10 protein-coding genes and 1 pseudogene are annotated in these 20023 nt (G+C 62.9%); 5 read left to right on the forward strand and 6 right to left on the reverse strand.

What is annotated here, in order from left to right; genetic code table 11:
• Positions 1-271 precede the first annotated feature (271 nt).
• Positions 272-9025, forward strand: a complete 8754-nt coding sequence (locus tag KBB96_RS04225; RefSeq protein ID WP_211632655.1) for a Calx-beta domain-containing protein — start codon at positions 272-274, stop codon at positions 9023-9025.
• Positions 9026-9057: 32 nt separating this feature from the next.
• Here KBB96_RS04225 and KBB96_RS04230 read toward each other — a convergent pair whose 3' ends face one another.
• The 3 genes from KBB96_RS04230 to KBB96_RS04240 are packed head-to-tail and all read right to left on the reverse strand — an operon-like array spanning position 9058 to position 11829.
• Entirely contained in the window at positions 9058-9822 is a 765-nt protein-coding gene (locus KBB96_RS04230; RefSeq protein WP_211632658.1) for a YqjF family protein, read from the reverse strand.
• 49 nt (positions 9823-9871) lie between these two features.
• Positions 9872-10756: a sugar phosphate isomerase/epimerase family protein gene (locus KBB96_RS04235; protein WP_211632661.1), complete on the reverse strand. Its 885-nt coding sequence runs from the start codon at positions 10754-10756 to the stop codon at positions 9872-9874.
• 29 nt (positions 10757-10785) lie between these two features.
• Positions 10786-11829, reverse strand: coding sequence for a Gfo/Idh/MocA family protein (locus tag KBB96_RS04240; RefSeq protein ID WP_211632663.1), 1044 nt, complete (start codon positions 11827-11829; stop codon positions 10786-10788).
• Positions 11830-12027: 198 nt separating this feature from the next.
• Between KBB96_RS04240 and KBB96_RS04245 the strand changes: the two genes are divergently transcribed.
• The 3 genes from KBB96_RS04245 to KBB96_RS04255 all read left to right on the forward strand — a co-directional run bounded on the left by KBB96_RS04245 (position 12028) and on the right by KBB96_RS04255 (position 15716).
• A complete protein-coding gene (locus tag KBB96_RS04245; protein ID WP_211632665.1) occupies positions 12028-13407 on the forward strand; it encodes an MFS transporter in 1380 nt (459 codons plus the stop codon).
• A 158-nt stretch (positions 13408-13565) separates the two neighbouring features.
• On the forward strand, positions 13566-13949 hold the full coding sequence (locus KBB96_RS04250) for a BlaI/MecI/CopY family transcriptional regulator (protein ID WP_211632668.1): 384 nt from the start codon (positions 13566-13568) through the stop codon (positions 13947-13949).
• 9 nt (positions 13950-13958) lie between these two features.
• Positions 13959-15716 (forward strand): M56 family metallopeptidase, encoded by a 1758-nt coding sequence (locus KBB96_RS04255; protein ID WP_211632670.1) that lies wholly within the window; start codon positions 13959-13961, stop codon positions 15714-15716.
• A 41-nt stretch (positions 15717-15757) separates the two neighbouring features.
• On the opposite strand, the gene KBB96_RS04260 is transcribed toward KBB96_RS04255, so the two are convergent.
• From KBB96_RS04260 to KBB96_RS04270, 3 genes and pseudogenes are all read right to left on the reverse strand, one after another.
• The gene (locus KBB96_RS04260) at positions 15758-16249 is read right to left on the reverse strand and encodes a hypothetical protein (protein ID WP_211632672.1); all 492 of its coding nucleotides are present in this window, start codon (positions 16247-16249) and stop codon (positions 15758-15760) included.
• Between the two features lie 11 nt (positions 16250-16260).
• A pseudogene (locus KBB96_RS21295) lies at positions 16261-16347 on the reverse strand (alpha/beta fold hydrolase); the annotation flags it as partial.
• Positions 16348-16538: 191 nt separating this feature from the next.
• Entirely contained in the window at positions 16539-17453 is a 915-nt protein-coding gene (locus KBB96_RS04270) for a LysR family transcriptional regulator (protein WP_211632676.1), read from the reverse strand.
• A 115-nt stretch (positions 17454-17568) separates the two neighbouring features.
• Here KBB96_RS04270 and metE point away from each other — a divergent pair, with 115 nt between their 5' ends.
• The gene (gene metE / locus KBB96_RS04275) at positions 17569-19872 is read left to right on the forward strand and encodes a 5-methyltetrahydropteroyltriglutamate--homocysteine S-methyltransferase (protein ID WP_211632678.1); all 2304 of its coding nucleotides are present in this window, start codon (positions 17569-17571) and stop codon (positions 19870-19872) included.
• The last annotated feature ends 151 nt before the right edge of the window (positions 19873-20023 follow it).

Genomic DNA, 20023 nt, shown 5'->3' on the forward strand with positions numbered 1-20023 from the left:
AAGTGCATCCAACTTTTTGATTGCATGACTCTTTTCAACTCTGTTAGGCGACGTGTTGATCGTTGGTTTCCTCTTTTTTGCAAAATCCGGATTGCCGTTTTTCCGCGGCGGACCACCCAGCGGGCTCCAAAACCCAAACCCATTGAGCCCGGGTCCGGCCTGAAAAATTGCATCCACCGATGTTGCGGGCAACTGGGGCGAACGGTCAGGTCCGCGATCAAGCCGTCGGTTTGGGGCGCGGGCCGCTATGCTCCAAAACCCATCAGAACCCATGAAAGCCAGTCGAACCCTTGCGGTTTGCTTGTGTCTTGCGTCCGCCGTCGTCACGACGGCCGTGTGGTGGCCGTCCGGTCGCCAGGATGCATCCTCATCCCGTTCCGCCGCGACGCGGAGCGACAAACGGGAAGCCGCGAAAGCGGATCTTCCATCCGGCACCATCGCCCCGCCTTCGCCCGACAGTGGCAAGGTCACCCCGGAGATGGCGGAGGAATTCGGTGCCTGGGCCCTGGCGAAACCAAGGCAGCCGGACATGCAGCCGATCGAGGCCTTCGCCGGCTGGATCGACCGCTGGAAAGCCGCTTCGCCCGAGGAACGGAAGGCCCTGGTTGCGGAAGGAGCCCGGCTCGCAGCGGCCCGCCGTGAGGAGTTCAAGGCACTGATCGCCACCGATCCACGCCGCGCCTTGGAGGAGGCCGTGCCGCGCGTGGTGCGGCAGGAGCTGCCGAAGTCGATCGTGGACTCGCTGGAGACACCGGTTTCGACCAAGGGCGATTACAACGTTTACATGGGCCGCCCGGCTCCCGGGCTGGACGCTCCGCCGGACGCGCTCACGCTGCGCTATTTCGAGGCGGACGGTGTCAGCTACAAGGCGCGCGTGTTCGGCCAGATGAACACCGTGATGTCGAAGCCAGCCATTCCCCTTGGCGGGGTGTCGGTGGACCGCGAGTTTGCGGTGGCGGAGAGTCCGCTGCGCCAGCTCGAGGTCGGCGAGATCGTTCCCGCCGGCACCACGGTGCAGTCCACCTGCCCGGTGTCCGGAAATACGACGACCGCCGTATCCAGCGGCGAGGCCGTCGCTTCGGACACGCCCACGGTCGAGGTTGGCGGGGAATACATCACGCTGTGCAACGGCTCGCACGTCACGGTGCTGGATGATTCCTACCGCACGGCGATCCAGGCCAGCGGCCCGGGCGGTGCGACGTCGTTCGTGGCGGCGTATCCGGGTGCCTCGGCGAAATCCATCGGGGATTTCCATTGCCTCTACATCCGCGTCACCTATCCGGACCAGATGGTCGCTCCGAACACGGAGAGCACGGCATATGCGGACATGGCGAACAACGCCCGCTACTATCTGGAAAGTTCCTACGGGAAGATGACCCAGACCAGCGTGTTCACCCCGGTGATCGTGATGCCGCACACCATGCGCTGGTATCTCGACAAGGACGGCGAGGTGGACGGCCTGGGCCTGGTACACAGCGACGCGCGCGCCGAGGCGAAGAAACTCGGCTACGATTCCGCGCAGTTCACCTGCACCATCGTCCGCGTGAATGGCGGTCCGCGGCTCGGCGGGACCTCCTGGGGCGGCGGCAACAGCGTGTGGATCACCTGGAACGGCATGGACGTGCTCAATCACGAGTGCGGCCACTCGCTCGGCCGCAACCATGCGAACTACTGGAGCACCACCGATGGCACCGCCTACGGTGATGGTAGTAATTCCGAATACGGAAACAGCTTCGACGTGATGGGCGGCGCCTACGGTTTCAGCGCCCACTACAACGCCTACAGCAAGCGCGCCCTCTCCTGGCTGCCGGACAGCTACGTGAACCTGCCGAAAGGCAATGGCGTCTATCGTATCTACGCCTACGACCAGCCGCGGCTGGAGGAGGGGAAACGCTATGCCCTCGCCGTGGCGAAGGACAGCATCCGCAGCTACAACCTCGAGTTCCATCCCGCGCGCGGAGGTCTGCTCGCGGACACCGCTTTGGTGCTCTACACCGGGATGGGCAGCAATGCCGGGCACCTGCTCGATACCACGCCCGGTTCTCCCGGAGGCAAGGGCGACGGCGGCATTGCCGTGGGCCGCACCTACTCGGACTTCGAGTCCGACCAGCACTTCACCGTGCTGTCGAAAAACGCCACCACGCCGCCTTCGCTGGATATCGCCTACAACCGGGGACCATTTCCCGGCAATCTTCCGCCGACCGTCACCCTCGCCACTTCCGGCACGACCATTTCCGTGGGTGGCAGCGTGACCTTCACCGCCACGGCATCCGATCCGAATGGCGATGCGCTCGCCTACCAGTGGGACTTCAGTGATGGAGTGGGCGGCACCAACAGCGCCAGCATCAGCCGCACTTTCAGCGCGGCGGCCCAGATCACCGCGTTGCTCACCGTATCCGACATGAAAGGCGGCACCGCCCGCCGTTCGGTGGTGGTGAATGTGGGCTCGCATGGCAAGCAGTCCGTCACCGGCACCGTCACCGATGGAGTCAATCCGCTGGCGGGAGTGCTCATCACCGGCAATGGCAAGTACTGCTACACCGATGCGGACGGCACCTACACCCTGGCCGGAGTGGCCACCGGTGCACAGACGCTGGCCGCGAGCCTGCCGGGCTACACCTTCACGCCCTCCACCGCGAATCCTTATACGGTGGTCGCGGGAACGAACACCGTGGACTGGACCGCGACGGCTTCCACCTTTGTCACGCTCACGAAAGTGGCGGATGCGACCGAGGGCGGATCGAGCGGCACCTTCCGCTTCACCCGCACCGGCAGCACCGCCGCGGATCTGGTGGTGCGCGTTTCGCCGGCCGGTGGCACGGCGGTGAAAACCACCGACTACACCTTCTCGCCGGATTACGTGGCGGACGGTTCCTACAAGTCCTTCACCATCCCCGCGGGCTCGGCCACGCTGGATGTCACGGTGGCCGCGGTCAATGACACCTCCGCCGAGGGACCGGAAACCATCACGCTGCAGCTCGCCTCGAACGGCAACTACATCTCGGGCACCGGCAATTCCGTGGTGATGACCGTGGTGGACAATGACACCACGCTGCCGCAGGTCGCCGTGACAGCGCCTGATCCGTATGCAACGGAGGACTCCAGCGGCACGGATACCGGCACGTTCACTTTCACCCGCACCGGTGCCACCACCTCCGCGCTGAACCTCACCGTGGCGTGGAGCGGGGGAGCCACCAATGGCACCGACTACACCACGCTGTCCACGACCGTCACGATTCCCTCCGGGCAGAGCTCGGTGAATGTCACGGTGTCTCCGACCAATGACAGCGCGATCGAAGGACCGGAGACCGTGGTTGCCACCATCAGTGCCAATGCGGCGTACGTGCTGGATACCTCGGCCACCACGTCCACGGTGACGATCACCGATGATGACGTGCCGGTGGTCACCGTGACCGTCCCCGATGCGGATGCTTCGGAAAACGGACCGGACTCCGGGATGTTCCTTATCACCCGCACCGGCAGCACTGCTGCGGATCTGAAGGTTTACTACGGCCTTTCCGGCAGCGCCCTGCAGGGTGTGGACTACGCCCCGCTTTCGGGCGAGGTGGTGATTCCGGCGGGCTCGTCCACTGCGGCGGTGATCGTCAATCCCTACAACGATGCGCACGGGGAGCAGGCGGAGACCGTCACGCTCGCTGTGACCACCTTCGATAATGACTACAGCGTTGGTACCGATTTCCAGGGCACCGTCACCATCACGGATAACAACGATCCGACGCTCATCACCGTACGTTCCAATGGAGCGGGAACCGAAGGTGGCTCGAACACCTCGGTGATTTTCCGTGCGATTGGCAGCGGCACCGGCAATGTCACGGTGAACTACACCGTCTCGGGCACCGCCACCGCGGGCAGCGATTACACCGCGCTTTCAGGTTCGGTATCCGTTCCCGCCAATGGCGCGAACGAAGTCAGCGTGCCCATCAGCATCATTGACGATGGCAGTGCCGAGCCGACCGAGACCGTGGTTGTCACGATCACTCCGAACGCCGCCTACACGGTTTACAACGAAAGCTCCGCCACGGCGCTGATCCGCGACAATGACAGCGGCGGCGAGCGGGTGATGGTTTCGAACTACAATACCTCCGCCGCCGAGGGTGGGAGCACGGGGACGTTCTACTTCTCCCGCGCCGGCACCACCGGTGATCTCACGGTGAACTACACGCTCTCCGGCACCGCCACCAATGGCACCGACTACTCCAGCCTCTCCGGTAGTGTGGTCATCCCGGATGGCGAGCAGGGTGTGAACGTGGTGGTGACCCCCACCGACGACGCCACCGCGGAAGGCACGGAAACGGTGATCGCCACCGTGGCCTCCGGCACCGGTTACAGCGTGGATGTTCCGGCCTCGGCCACCATCGAGATCGCGGACAACGATACCTCATCCGTCACGGTTGGCTTCCAAACGGCGACGATGCAGACCAGCGAACAACCCGGCGGACTGGGGGAATACCGGGACATTCCGGTGGTGCTCTCCGCTTCCTCCGCCAGCGCCATCACGGTGAGCTACATCGCCAGTGGTGGCACCGCTTCCGGGGATGACGTCGATTGGTCTTTCGCCGATGCGGCGAATGGCAATGCGTTCCTGCCGACCGGCACCCTGACCTTCGCGCCGGGCGTTACCACACAGAACATTCGCATCCGCGTGAAGAACGATGGTGTGACGGAAATTCCGGAAACCGCGGTCATCGAGCTGCGCGCTCCCAATGCCGCCTCTCTGGCTGCGAACCTCAACAAGATGACCGTGCTCATCTACGATGACACGGCTCCACCAGTCGTCCTTGAGCAACGTTGGTCCGGTAGCACCGCCTATAACACGAATACCTGGACCGCGGTGCCTTCCTACAGCGGCTTCCTCTACAGCTTCACGCCCGCGCAGAACGTGGCGGACAGCTATTCGCGCCGTCTCACCGGGCAGATTGTCGCTCCGGCCACCGGCACCTACAACTTCTGGATCGCCTCCGATGATGGCAGCCGCCTCTACCTGAGCACGGATTCCACCGCGGCGAACAAGGTCCAGATCGCCTCGCTGTCCAGCTACACCTCCTACCAGAACTGGGATGCGAATGCCTCGCAGAAGTCGGCGAACATCACGCTGACGGCGGGCCAGAGCTATTACATGGAGGTGCAGCACTTGGAAGGCAGCGGCAGCGACCATGTCTCGGTGGCATGGCAGGGGCCGTCCTTCAGCCGCACGCCGATCACGTTCACGCTGCCGGATACCGCGCCGCGGACCGTGCGTCTCGCGCTTGCGTCCAGCACCTGCTTGGAAACCGATGGCTCGGAGCCGATGCTCTTTGCATCGCTCGACCGACCCGCGGGATCCACCGCTGTGACGGTGAACTATGCGTCCTCCGGAACCGCCACCAATGGCAGCGATTACTCGCTCACCGCGGGCACGCTGACGTTCAATGCAGGCGAGCAGACCAAGGCGATTCCGCTGACCTTGCTCACCGATGCGGTGAACGAAGCGCCTGAAACCATCGTGGTCACCTTGTCGAGTCCTTCGGGCGCGACCTTGGCCACACCGTCCTCGCACACGATCACCTTGATCGATGCGAATGCTCCGGTCGTGACCGCGGCTTCATTCAATGCGAACGCCGCGCAACCCGCTTCAACGGTGATTGGCACCGTTACCGCGACTCCGGCGTCCGGCCGCAGCATCGCGAGCTGGTCGATCCAGTCCGGCAATACCGGCAGCGTGTTCGCAATCAATTCCAGCGGTCAGGTGAGCCTCGCGGCTCCGGGATCGTTGACGGTTCCGGGCACGGCCTACACGCTGGTGGTCCGCGCCACCGACAACCTCGGCGCGGCGTCCGATGGCATGGTGACCGTCACCGTGCAACCGGGCAATGGCACGTGGACGAACCTGTCCGGTGGCTCCTGGACGACCTCGGGCAACTGGAGCGGCGGCCTCATTGCCAATGGCACGGGTGGCACGGCGGACTTCAGTACGCTGAACCTCACTGCGGATGCGACGGTCACTCTGGATGGCGCACGGACCCTCGGCAATCTGACGTTCAACGACACGACGGCCAGCAACAACTGGGCGCTCAATGCCGGGTCTGGTGGAGTCCTGACGCTGGATGTCACCAGCGGCACGCCAACCATCACGGTGAGCAACCAGACCGCCACGCTTGGTGTGGTGCTGGCAGGTTCCGAAGGCTGGGCCAAAGCGGGAGCAGGCAAGCTCACGCTCACCGGCACCAATACGGTGACCGGCGGCGTGAATCTGAACGGCTCCGGTCTCGTCACCATCGGCGGCAGCAATGCGGCCAATACGTGGACCGTTCCCAACGGCCAGTACACGGCGGGCGTGCTGCTCAACAGCAATACCGCGATTGCTTCCGGCTCGACATTGAATACCTCGTCCAATACCAGCTTCCCGTCGGGCCTCGGTGTGGCGAACGGCGTGACGGTTGGCGGCGGCTCGACCATCAACTTCAATGGTGCGAGCGGTCGTGCGACCTACAACCTCGGCACCAATTCGGTGTTGGCGGCGAATACGGTGAACGATGGCACCAATCCGCTGCAGATCGTGGTGGGCAGTGGTTCGCTGATCACCGGCAATATCGATCTGGATGGCGGCCAGTTGAACATCCGCAACGACTTCACGGCCATGACCGGCGTGACGAAGAACAACACCGGAGTGTTCACCATCTCCGGAAACATCAGCGGTACCAACGCGTCCGGCATCAACACACCGAACACGTTCACCGGTACCTATGTGCTCACCGGTGCGAACGGCTTCACCGGCACCACGACGGTGTCGGGCTACACGCTGTCGTTCAACTCGGTGAAGAACGTCGGCGGAGGGGCGAGCGCGCTCGGAGCTCCCGCCACCGTGGCGGCGGGCACGATCGGCATTGGCAACTCCACCACCGGCGGCACGATCGTCTATACCGGCAGCGGCAACACCTCGGACCGTGTGATCAATCTGGCGGGTACGACCGGCGGTGCGATCATCGATCAATCCGGCTCCGGTCTGCTGAAGTTCACCGGCGGCGTGACCGCCACCGGTGCGGGTGTGAAGACGCTCACGCTGCGCGGTTCCACCGCCGGGGCGGGCGAGATCGGTGGTGTGATCGCGAACAGCACCAGCACCACCGCGGTGACGAAGACCGGCACGGGTGCATGGACGCTCTCCGGTGCGAACACCTACACCGGTAATACGACCGTTTCAGCGGGTACATTGTTTGTTACCGGCAGTGTGAGCGGGACGACGAGTGTCGCCAGCACCGCGACCCTCGGTGGTACGGGCACCCACAATGGCGCGGTTTCGGTGGCGTCCGGCGGGACGCTTGCTCCGGGTGTCGGCGGCACCGGCACCTTGACGGTGAACAGCACGCTGTCCCTCGCGGGTAGCGCGGCGATGGAGGTGTCCAAATCCGGTGCCACACTGGCCAATGACAAGGTGACGGGCGTGAGCACGCTGACCTGTGGCGGCACGCTGACTGTCACGAGCGTGGGGCCTGACGCGTTGGCGGCGGGCAATACGTTCCAACTCTTCAGCGCCACCGCGTATTCGGGAACGTTCACCACCGTGACCCTGCCGGCACTGACCGGCGGTCTGGTGTGGAACACCTCGAAACTGTATGTGACCGGCACCATCTCGGTGAACACGCCGCCGGTCTTCACCAGTGATCCGATCAACGGTGGCAGTGTCGCTCAATCGGATGCTTACACGGGGACGCTCGCCAGCGTGGCAAGTGATCCGGATGCGGGGGATGTGCTCACCTTCACCAAGGTCAGCGGCCCGGCCTGGCTCAGTGTGGCCTCAAACGGCGCGCTCAGCGGAACGCCCGCGGGAGGTGACGTGGGAACCAACGCCTTCTCGGTGAAGGTGACGGATGCTCTCGGCACCTATGGAACGGCGACGCTGAACATCACCGTGACCTCGTTGCTTCCGGGATACACGGCGGCAGACATCGGAACGACGGGCATCACCGGCAGCAGCAGCTACTCCGGCGGCGTCCACACGATCTCGGGTGGCGGCGCGGATATATGGGGTACGGCGGATGCTTTCCAGTTCGCCTACCGTTCCTACACCGGGGACTTCGACATCCGCGCGCGGGTGACCTCGCAGACCGCCACCCACACGTCATGCAAGGCGGGGGTGATGATCCGCGACAGCCTCGCGGCGAATGCGGTCAACGCGATGATGGAGATCACACCGTCCAATGACGTGGTGTTCCAGTATCGCGCGACCGCCGGTGGCAGCAGCTCGTCCATCCACGGTCCGGCTACGAACACCGCGCCGAACAACTGGGTGCGTCTGGTCCGCATAGGCACGTCCTTCACGGCCTTCTACTCGGTGGATGGCACGGCATGGACTCCGATCGGCACAACCACACTCACCATGGGCAGCACGGTCTATACCGGTCTGGCGGTGAGCAGTCACGTCAGCGGCACGCTCAGCACGGCGACCTTCGACAACTACGCGACCACGGCGGTGGATCTGCCGAGTCCGTGGGTGACGGCGGACATCGGTACCACCGGCCTCACGGGTAGCGCGTTCCGCTTGAATGGTGTGTTCCAGAATACCGGTGCGGGAGTGATCGGCAGCACGGCCGACGGCCTTCGCTTCACCTATCAGGCTCTCACCGCGGATGGTGACATCACGGTGCGCGTGCCCGCGTTTGCGAACAGCGGCTCGTCCTCGCGCCTCGGCGTGATGATCCGTGATACGTTGTCCGCGGACTCCCGCCATGTGTTCCTGGGCACGGATGCTTCTGGGGCCTTCACCTGGTCACGTCGCACGGCGACGGGAGGCAGCATCTCGACCTCGAACAGCGGCACGGCCACCGCGCCGAACGTATGGGTGCGTCTGGTCCGCGGCGGCGATGACATCACCGCATATTCGAGCACCGATGGAAGCACCTGGACCAACATCGGCACGGTGACGATGACCTTGTCCACCAACTGCTACATCGGCCTCGCCAGTGGCAGTGGCACGACCACCACGCTGACGACTGCATCGTTCGACAACATCACGGTCAATCCGTAAGAGTACGACCGCATTCACAAGCGCCCCTTCCGTCAACGGGAGGGGCGCTTTTTCATGAGAGGGAAGATCCTTACGTCCATGGTTTCCGCTCCCAGAATGGACGCGGGTGGAGTTTCCGGCAGGTCGAGTCCATCCAGCCGTGCCGGCTCGACGGACCACTCGTCGCAATCGACCGGGGCAAGCCGGTAGGGAGGATGATGGACACGGCCGGTGAAGAGGGAACCATCCGCCGTGACGGAGTAGAGCAGATAGCGCTCGGCGAGGAAGAACTCCAGCGTGTCCGGGTCCGCCGGGCTGCCAGTATGGCAAATCTCGTAGTTGAATACGGCGTCTTGAGCGCCGTCGGTTTCACGCTGGCAATGGTAGCGGACGCGTCCGTTGCTTTCCTCCGCCGACATGAGCGCGTGTTGATAGGGGAGGTGGAAGAAGCGGCGCGCGACCTCGACCGCAAGCGGCTGGTTGCAATCGAGCGAGAAGAACCAGATGCCTGGCGTGCCATCGTCGTCATGGACGTAGGTGCGTATGTTCAGTTCCAGAAACCATGAGACGCCGGGCACAGGAGGCAGGGCCACGGGGCGGATGCGCTCCATGTAGAAGGGCACGATGCCGAGCCAAGCCACGCCATCATGTGTGTCCACATGCAATCCCGGCGGGAGCTTGGATTGGAGCGTTTCGGCCGGCACCGGCCAGTGGAGGAAGAGCAGCCGGGACCAGCGCTGCCGCATCACCGCGCGTCCTGGCGGCGGCTCACGGACGGCGAGACGATCGGATAGCAGCGGCGTACGCACGGAAGCCACGGTAGCGATGACCGTGGCTCCTTGGGAAGATTGAAGAACGGGCCTAACCTCAGACCGCGGCACCGTAGCCGACGGACTCGAGCAGGGCTTCGAACTTGCGGCCATATTCCACGTAGGAATCGTAGCACTGCTGCCAATCGACCTGCGACTGGTCCTTCACGTGGAAGACGGTGGCGACGTGGGGTTCGATGGCGATGTAGCCGTCATAACCGCGCGCCTTGGCGTCGATGAGGATCTCACGGATCTTCGCCTCGCCTTCGCCGGGCATGGTATAGACCGGCTCCACGCCATCGGCCACCGGGTTGCGGCAGTCCTTGATGTGGATGTGGACGACGTGGTCGCGCACGGCTTTCCAAAAGGCGAGGGGATCCTGCCACGGATAAGGCTGGGCTTTCGATCGGTCGCGCTGGAACACCGGATTACCGGTGTCGAACACGAGCTTGAGGCCCGGAACTTCCTCGATCATGCGCAGGGTGTGCTTCGCGGAGAAGCCGCCCCAGTTCATGCAGTTCTCATGCGCGGCGATGAGGCCGACATCCGAGAAACGGGCGACCACTTCGCGCAGGCGGTGGAAGCGTTCGGTCTCGTGCTGGTCTTCCCCCCACGGCTCCTGGGCGTAGGACATCACGCGCACGATTTCGGTGCCGAGGCGCTTCATGCGCGGAATCGCGCGCTCGATCTCGGCCAGCGTGATGTCGAAATTCCCGCCGATCTTTTTCGACCAGTTTCCAATCAGCGAGCCGAACTCCGGAACGCGGACGCCCGCTTCATCGAGGCGGTCGGCCACACGGGCGAATTCGTCATCGGACAACTCGTGGATGTTGGCCGCTCCGATCATGCGCGCGGAGATGCAGGACCAGCCAAGCTCCTTGGTGGCCTTGATCTGTTTCTCCAGGTCGCGCGAGGCTTCGTCGGCAAATCCGGTCAGTTGCATGGGCGTTTTCTACAGGGAAGGAAAAGGGATCAGAGGGTGATGCGCTTGCCGCCTTCGCGGGCGGATTGGTAGATGGCGCAGATCACGGCCACCGCCTTGCGGGCTTCTCCGGCATTCACGGTTGGCACGCGGCCTTCCTGGATGGCATTGACGGTTTCCTCGAAGTTGCGGATGTGTCCGGTGACATTGATCGCATTTGGATCATTGGCGCCCAGACCGGCCGCGGAAGTGGTCATGAGATTTTCGCGGACGAAATCGTCTCCAGCACCAGTTTCGGCGAAATCCCAGATTTTGAAAGCCTCATCGGCGAGGAACACGGAACCCTTGGTGCCGCAGACCTGCACTTCCGCCGGATGGCCGGTGGAGGACCAGCACGCGGTGGAACCTTCGATCACGCCGAGTGCGCCGCTTTCGAATTCCACCAGGGCGACGGCGGAATCCTCCACCTCGATGCGCTCGTGGGCGAGCAGTTCGGCGCGCGCGGTCACGGCCTTGATCGGACCGGCAATATAAATCAGGGCGTCGATGGTATGGATCGACTGGTTCATCAGCGCGCCGCCGCCATCAAGGGCCCAGGTGCCGCGCCAGCCGGCGGAGTCATAGTACTCCTGGGTGCGCCACCATTTCACATAGCAGGAGGCGGAGGTGATCTTGCCAAAGCGGCCGTTTTCGGCGGCGGCCTTGAAGTGCTCCATCGCGGGATGGAAGCGGCGGTTCAGGACGGCGGCGAGGGTCACGCCTTTCTCCTTCGCCAGATCCATCATCTGGTCGATGCGCTCGGGGGTGATTTCGAGCGGCTTCTCGCAGATCACGTGCTTGCCCGCCTTGAGAGAGGCAAGCGCGGGATCGAGGTGCGCGCCGGACGGGGTGCCGATGGTGACGATCTCCAATTCCGGATCCGCCAGGAATGCATCAATGTCACTGTAGGCTTTCGCGCCGAACTCGGAGGCCAGTTTTTCAGCGCCTTCCGCGCGCAGATCGAATACCGAGTGGAGCTCCCCACCCGTCATTTCCTGGATGGCTTTGGCGTGAAAGCGGCCGATCATGCCGGCACCGATGATTCCAAATTTCATGTAAGATTACTGCAGTGGGGAGGTAGGGATGCTAAGGAATTGCGTGCCAGTCGCAACCCTGTATCGAGGAATCGAACAAAGGTTTTGGAGATTGGCGGCAGGCAACCGTTAAGGTTTGCTTGACGCAATTCTACCCCAGTTTCTTGCTTGCAACAAATGAAATCGTCCGGTGAAGTCCGAACGTTAAGAAAATCATTCATGACCACCTCTCATACGCATTCCCAGGACTCATCCCGCCCGTGGTGGTCTCAATTATCTGGTTATCATTGGTTTGTGTTCGTGGTGGCGTCGCTGGCCTGGTTCTTCGACTGCCTCGACCAACGCCTGTTCTCCCTGGCCCGCATCCCGGCTTTGAAGGAACTGATGCCCGGTACCTCGCAGAGTGGCATTCAGGCGATGGGGAAGGATGTGACGGCGCTCTTCCTCGTGGGATGGGGAATCGGAGGGATGGTCTTCGGTGCGTTGGGTGACCGTTATGGTCGTTCGCGGATGCTGACGGTCACGGTTCTCATCTACTCCCTGTTCACGGGCCTGAGCTTCTTCAGTCACTATTACTGGGACTTTGCCTTGTTCCGTTTCCTCACGGGCGTGGGCGTGGGCGGAGTGTTCGGCCTGGCCGTTGCCCTGATTGCGGAAACCGTGCCGGCGGGTGCGCGTGCGGGTGCGCTGGGTACCTTGCAGGTGCTTTCCACGGTGGGGAATATTTCCGCGAGCTTCATCAAGATGGGAATCGATTCGCTCGAAAAGGGAGGCTCCATCCCGCCGAATCACGGTTGGCGTTACCTGTTCCTTGTGGGTGCGGTGCCCGCGCTGCTGGTGATCTTCATCCAGAAGTATCTCAGGGAGCCGGAGCCATGGCTGAAGCTGAAGGCTGAAGGCCGCCTGCCCGCGGGCAGCATTTTCAGTCCCTATGTGGCTCTGCTGGGTGACAAGAAGTGGCGGAGCAATCTGATCATCGGCGCGGTGATCGCTTCGACCGGTGTGATCGGTCTGTGGGCGATCGGTGAATATGCCGTGGATCTGCAGGACGTGGTGTTCAAGCAGCACTTCCTGTCCCTCGGCGTGGATCCCGCGCAGGTTGCGGGGAAGGTGAGCGACGCGAAGAATCTGGCCTTTCTTCTGAACATGCTGGGTGGCGCGGTCGGCATGTCCGTCTTCACCTGGATGTGCGGCGTGCTTGGCCGCCGCAAATCATTTGTGATTGGCTTTTCCGCCGCGCTGGTAGTGACGGCGCTGGTGTACAAGAACGTGACCACTCCGACCCAGGCGATGTGGATGATGCCGCTGATGGGCGCGGTGCAGCTCGGGCCGCTCGCCGGATTTTCGATCTATCTGCCGGAACTGTTCCCGAGTCGTCTCCGCAGCACGGGGATTTCCTTCTGCTACAATCTGGGCCGCTTTGCCGCTGCGGCGGGCAGCCTGTTCTCGGCACGGTTGGCGACCGATGTGTTCGCCAAGTCGGGAGTTCCGGACAACCTGCGCTACTCGGCGATCACCATGTGCGCGATCTTCATTGTCGGCATCGTGGCGGTGATCTGGGCCCCGGAAACCAAAGGCCAGCCGCTGCCGGAAGACTGACTCCGGTATTCTCCCCAAATTTTCTTCCACAGGATGGCGGCCTTCGGGCCGCCATTCGTTTTGATGATGGAGCGGATGAACCGGGGTGGTCTTCGATAGGATTCACTACAAATGTAGTTGACTCCTCACTACGTTTGTGGTGGAGTTCATGCACTTTCATGAATCCTCCAAAAATAAGCGAATCGGAGTGGAGTGTGATGGAGCTGCTGTGGGAGCGCTCGCCGCTCACGGCCTCCGAGGTGGCGAGGGCTCTGCTGGAAACCACCGGCTGGGCGGAGAACACCGTCCGCACCCTGCTCACGCGCCTGTTGGAAAAAGGCGTGCTCAAGGTCAGCGCGGGCTCCCCGCGCCTTTTTTCTCCCGCCGTGTCCCGCACCGACTGTGTGCAGGCGGAAAGCTCTTCTTTCATGGCGCGCTTCTTCCAAGGCGCGACCCAACCGCTTCTGGTGCATTTCGCCCGCAATGCCCGCCTCTCTCCGGAAGAGATCGCGGAACTGAAGCGGGTGCTCGACGAATCCATTGAATCCCAAAACCCCAACTGATCTCTCATCATGAATACGCTCGATGCCTTGTTCCAATGGCTGCTCGCAGCCAGCCTCCGCGCCTCGGTGGTGGCGGTGGTGGTGCTCAGCCTGCGCGGTCTGCTCCGTCCCTGGTTGTCCGCTTGGTGGCGGCATGCCTTATGGTTGCCGGTGGTGATGGTGCTGATACTGCCGGCGTTCCCGGTGCTGCCATGGAGTCCCTTCCCGGCGGAGAAGACGGCAGCTCCCGTTCCAACGGTGGTGGAGCCTGATTTCGCACCTGCTCCCGCCGTGCCTGAGACGCTTCCTGTCGCCGCATCGCCGGAGCAACCCCGGTTCACCACCATGAACCTGCTTGCGGTGGTGTGGCTCTGTGGTGCGGGCGCGTTCCTCATCGTGGGTGCCACCGGCTATCGGAAAAGCTTGAAGCGCGCGGAGTGGAATGGCGCCGAGCCGGAGCCGAAGCTGATCGTGACCATTCAGATGGCGGCGGCGAAAGTCGGCCTGAAGGGGTTGCCGCGCGTGCTGGTTTCACCGGAGGTGGAGAGCCCCGCGGTGACGGGCCTGCTGCGTCCGCTGCTGCTCCTGCCCGCAGGGTTTCCGCAGGGGCTCTCGGATAATGAAGCCCGCCTGATCCTGCTTCATGAGTTGACTCATTTGAAACGCCGGGACCTTTCCGTCAATTGGCTGCTGTGCCTGCTCCAAGCAGTGCATTGGTTCAATCCGGTCATGTGGTTCTCGTTCTCGCGGCTGCGTGCCGATCGCGAGGCGGCCTGTGATGCGCAGGTGCTGGCCTTGGAGAAGGAGGACCTTCGTGCCGATTACGGCCACGCCTTGCTGAAGCTCCAGACCGCCACGCCACCGTTCGGCCATGGGCTTGCCTTCGTCGGATTCTTCAAACGCGGAATGGATCTGCACACCCGCATTCGTGAGATCTCGCGGTATCGCCGGGTGCATCCTGCATGGAATGCAGCCGCTGCGGTGGTAGTGGGAGTATGCACCTTGTTCGGGATCACGAAAGCAGAGCCGCCCGCTCCTGCGCCGGCCGAAGGCAAAAGTGAAACAACCGCCAAAAAGGATGCGGGTGCATTGCCGGTTCAGCAGGTGGTTGCCAACAGGCTGAGGGAGATCGTGATTCCGGAGGTGGATTTTGCAGACACCACGCTGGAGGAGGCGGTGGCGTATCTGCGGCTGGTGAGCACGGCGGATGACCCGGGAACTGGTACGCCGAAGGGCATCAATTTCGTGATACAGGTGAAGAACGGTGTCCAACTGCCCAGGATGAAATCCTTGCGGTTGAAAAACGTTCCGTTGGCGATCGCGCTCAAATACGTGTGCGATCAAACCCGCATGAGTTATCGGGTGGATGAGGCTGGCAGCGTGATCCTTGCGCCTCAGACCCTTGGCGATGGTGCGGCACCGCCAACGGCCGCCAGCTCTGGTCAAGCCTACCTCAACAACAAGCTGAAAGCCATCGTGATCCCCTCCATCCAATTCGAGGACACCACGCTGGAAGAGGCGATCAACCTTCTCCGCAAGCGCAGCGTTGAGCTCGATGTCAAGGAAACGGACCCTGCCAAAAAGGGCGTCAACTTTGTCATCCGCCAGCGCAAGGGTGAAGAGGCTCCGGGAGCAAACCCCGAGGAAGGTTCTCCGAAAATCAAGGGGCTCCGGCTTCAGAATGTTCCTCTGGGCACGGCGCTCAAATACATCGCCGATCAAACACGCATGACCTGCACGGTGGACGATTATGCCGTGACTCTGGTGCCGAGTGAGATGGCGAAATAGGAATGGCCTGGGTTGTAGCTTGTTCCATCGCCCGTTGCCGCTCACTCCGGCAGCGGGCGTTTTCGCAAGGCCCGCATCTGAAGGAACGCGCCGATGAGAAACAGCAGGAACCAGACGCCGATGGCGGCCTGGAGTTCCGAGCCCTCGCGATCCGCGACCAAGGGATGATCAATGGGCAGGCGGGTGGTGGTTTCAACGGTGCCGGGGATGAGATGGAAGAGGAATGTCAGCGTGTAGGTGACGGTCTCCACATAGGGTGACACCTTGCCGAAGCTCCGCCGCTTCCCGGCTGCCGCTGCGATCGCCAGTGCGATCAAGGTCAGAACGCCCAGCACGTGCGGTTTTCCAAATCCGCCGTGCTGATAGATGCCGAAGCCGGTTGCCGCGGTGACGAAAGTCGTCCAGATATAGACCTTTCCGAGCAGCGTGCTTGGAACGATCCGGCCGGATCGGATGAAGGCGGCGATGCCCGCGATCAGCGCGACGACGCCGATGGCGGTATGAGCGATGCCGAGTGGTGTGAGTGCGAGCATGGCGGCGGGAGTCAGGCTTGGATGAAAGCGAGCGGGTCGGCGTTGAGCTGATCCTTGTGGGTATCGGTGATGCCGTGCGGCGCACCGGGATAGACGATAGGCTGGCCTGAACCCCAGTCCTTGTAGTAGATCGATGTCTCGTCCTTGGTGGTGATGGTGCTCATGAGGGTGGGGCGGAATCATCCGCCGGTCTCATGAAGCAGCAACCGTCGTGCCGGAGACAGGTATTTCTGTTAGAGCATGTCTTCGGGTTTTTACCCAGATGTGCTGGCGGCAGGTGAAGGTTCCATCACAGCAGGCGGATGCTTTGGAATTGCTTTTGCGCGGTGCGGCGGACGGTTTCGATAAACTCGCGCATGAAGGCCTGTGAAGCACCCTCGCGGGTGGTAGCGGCGTGAAGGCTGGCGCGGAGACCGTGTGTGCCGATGGGGCGCTCCGCGACATAGTCGCGGTCGAGGTAGGCCTGCACGGCCCAGCGTGGCAGAGCGGCGATGCCGCGGCGGCTCTTTACAAGCTGGAGGATGGCGACGGTGAGCTCGGTGGTGCGGCGCTCCTTCGGCCCGATGCCCGCGGGTTCCAGCACCTGGCGGAAGAGATCCATGCGGTTGTCCGGGATCGGGTAGGTGATGAGCGTTTCGCGCTCGAAGTCGCGGGCGGTGAGGTGGCTCTTGCGCAGCAGGGGATGATCGTGCGCCAGGAGCGCGGGCATATCATACTCGAACAGCGGATGATGCTCGATGCCCCTGCGGCGCTTCGCGCTGGAAACGATGACGAGGTCGGCGCGGTTTTCATCGAGCAGGCCCACGGGATCGGCATGGAAGCCGGAGACGATGTCCATCTCCACGCCCGGCCAACCCTCGCGCAGCGCATCCATGGCGGGCATCAGCCAGTCGAAGCACGAATGACACTCCACCGCGATGCGCAGGGTGCCGGCCACGCCTTGCTCGAAGCGCGAGAGATCGCGCTCCGCATCGGCGATCTGGCGCTGGACATCGTAGGCGAGGACCAGCAGGCGCTCGCCCGCACGGGTCCATTTCAACGGGCTGGTCTTCCGCTCGAACAGTTCAAGACCATAGTGTTCCTCCAGTGTGCGCACTTGGTGGGAAAGCGCGCTCTGGCTGAGTGAGACGCGTTGCCCGGCACGGGTGAGATTGCCGGTTTCCGCGAGGGCGATGAGGGACTGGAGATGGCGGATTTCGAGCATGGGAGAAGGGAAATGGTGGCCGGTGGCGGGGAGATGGGATCATGAAATGAATGGTGGATCAACATTCAGAACATGCGTTTTGTTCATGATGGGGTGCGGACCATGATCCGCGGCGATGAATGTGAATCTGACCACCCATGTCGGCGGCTATCCGCGGATCGGCCGCAAGCGGGAACTGAAGCAGGCGCTTGAAGCTTTTTGGGCTGGGCGGCTCGATGCGGCCTCGCTGGATGAAGCGGCGCGCTCGCTGCGCCTGCGCCACTGGCAGGAACAGAAGGGCGCAGGCCTCGATTTCGTGGCGGTGAATGATTTCAGCCTCTATGACAACATGCTCGATCTGGCGTGCGTGCTCGGCGTGGTGCCGGAGCGCTTTGGCAAGGCCAATGAGCCGGTGACGCTGGACCGCTACTTCCGCCTCGCCCGTGGCCGCGCGCGCAAGGATGGCCGCCCGGATGTCGCGCCACTGGAACTGACGAAGTGGTTCGATACCAACTACCATTACCTCGTGCCGGAGCTGGCGCAGGATCAGGCGTTCCGCTTTGCGTGGGACAAGCCGGTGCGCGAACTGCGCGAGGCCATCGAAGCCGGGCATCGTGCGAAGGTGGTGCTCATCGGGCCGGTGACGTTCCTCGCATTGTCGAAGACACCGGAAGGCGATCCGTTGGATTTCCTCCGCAAGCTGCTGCCCGCGTATCGCACGTTGTTGGAGGCGCTCGCCCGTGCCGGTGCGGAGTGGATCGAGATTGCCGAGCCGATCCTCGCTTCGCGCAAGGATGGAAAGATTCTCACCGCTCTCCAACAGGCGTGGAATGAGACGGATGGCATTGCGTCCGTGAAGGGGCTGAAGTTCCTGCTGTCCGTGGCCTATGGGCCGATCGGCTCGGCATTGGAGACCGTGGCCGCATTGCCGGTGGATGGCTTGCATGTGGATGCGACGCGCGGTCAGGGGGATCTGCCATGGTTGCTGAAGAACTGGCCGGTGGATCGCGTGCTGTCGCTCGGTGTGGTCGATGGCCGCTCGATCTGGCGTACGAATCCGGAAACGTGGCGCGCGGTGGTGACGACCTTCCGCGAGCAGCGTCCGCAGGAGAACTTGTGGCTCGGTGGCTCGTGCTCGCTGTTGCATCTCCCGCATGATCTGGGCGAGGAAACCACGCTGGATACCGCGCTGCGTTCTTGGCTATCTTTTGCGAAGGAGAAGCTGGCGGAGCTGGTGATCGTCGCCGCGGGCGAGGCACCCGTGGATGCGCTGGCGGCGGCGCGCGCTGCGATCACTTCGCGAAAGCAGCATCCCGGAGTTCACAACACCGTGCTGCGCAATACCGTGGCGGCGCTGGATGACAAGGCGATACGTCGTGACACGCCGGTGGCGGAGCGCGTGACACTGCAACGCGAACGTCTCGGCCTGCCATTGTTCCCGACGACCACCATCGGCTCTTTCCCACAGACGGCGGAGATCCGCGCATTGCGTGCGCGCCTCCGCAAGGGTATCGACGATGAGACCGCCTATCAATCCGGCCTCGATGCCGCATTGCGCGAGGTGATCCGCAATCAGGAGAAGCTCGGTTTGGACGTGCTGGTACACGGCGAGTTCGAGCGTACGGACATGGTGGAGTTTTTCGGGGAGAAATTGGAAGGCGTGGCCGTGACCGCGAATGGCTGGGTGCAGAGCTACGGCTCGCGCTGCGTGAAGCCGCCGGTGATCTGGGGCGAAGTGACCCGCCCGGAGCCGATGACCGTTGAGGCTTCAAGGCACGCGCAATCGCTCACCGGCAAGCCGATGAAGGGCATGCTCACCGGACCGATCACGATCCTTCAGTGGAGTTTCGTGCGCGATGATCTTTCCCGTTCCGCGGTGGCGGCGCAGCTAGCACTGGCGGTGAGGGCGGAGGTAGCCGATCTGGAAGCCGCGGGCATCCGCGTGATCCAGGTGGACGAGCCGGGTTTGCGCGAAGGCTTCCCACTGGATGAGTCCGAGCGCGCGGCCTATCTCGATTGGGCGGTACGGGCCTTCCGCATTGCGACCAGCGGTGTGCGGGACGAAACGCAGATCCACACGCACATGTGCTATGCGGAGTTCACGGACGTGGCCGGTGCCATCGCGGCGCTCGATGCGGACGTGATCACGCTGGAGGCCTCACGCAGCAGGATGAAGGCGCTGGGCGCGGTGATCGAAGGCGGCATACTGTCCGAGGTCGGCCCGGGTGTGTGGGACATCCACTCGCCGCGCGTGCCGGAGGTGGCGGAGATTTCCGATCTGCTGGTCCGCGCGCTGCGGGTGATCCCGGCGGACCGCCTGTGGGTGAATCCGGATTGCGGGCTCAAGACCCGTGGCTGGGAGGAAACCCGGGCTTCGCTGAAAAACCTCGTCGCGGCGGCGAAGGCGCTGCGTGAGGAATACGCGGCGGTGGAGATTTAAGCAGCATACTGAAACCACGGATTGCACGGACTCAATTCGTTCAATCCGTGGTTCATCTCTTCATGCGAAAGGTGGGGATTTTATTTTTTGGCTTGGCAGTTGGAAACCTCCGTTGCGGCGGATAAGACCTCCGCGTGGACGCTTGGTCGAT

The sequence above is a fragment of the Luteolibacter ambystomatis genome (assembly GCF_018137965.1).
Lineage (GTDB): Bacteria > Verrucomicrobiota > Verrucomicrobiia > Verrucomicrobiales > Akkermansiaceae > Luteolibacter > Luteolibacter ambystomatis.